Source organism: Extibacter sp. GGCC_0201 (assembly GCF_017566055.1).
In the GTDB taxonomy this organism is placed as follows: domain Bacteria; phylum Bacillota; class Clostridia; order Lachnospirales; family Lachnospiraceae; genus Extibacter.
Genome location: NZ_JABFCH010000086.1, coordinates 1 through 320, shown reverse-complemented (window position 1 = coordinate 320; position 320 = coordinate 1). Strand labels below are relative to the sequence as shown.

At 47.8% G+C, this 320-nt stretch carries 1 pseudogene; it reads left to right on the top strand.

The features are described from left to right. Nucleotides 1-218: pseudogene (locus tag HJV72_RS18860) on the top strand (Rpn family recombination-promoting nuclease/putative transposase); the annotation flags it as partial. Between the last annotated feature and the right edge of the window lie 102 nt (nucleotides 219-320).

The following is a 320-nucleotide window of genomic DNA, read 5'->3' as shown; positions in this document are numbered from 1 at the left end:
GGGTGAAGTATATGCAGGCATGGGAAGAGAAATATTATGAGAAAGAAGAGGCAAGAAAAGAAGGACTGCAGAAGGGACGTGCTGAAGGACGTAAAGAAGAGCGCATCAATCTAGTAAAAAAGAAGCTTGAAAAAGGGAAATCTGTCGAGGAAATCGCTGATGCATTGGAAGAGACCGATGAGACAATCCGGGAGCTTATGAAAGAACTAGGAGTTTAGTGGAGTAGACCGCGGACAGGGAGCCGGGTGGCATCTGCTCCGATACGTCCGCTTACACCTTCGCATCTGTCCCATACCTCCCCATCGGCTATCTACTTTACT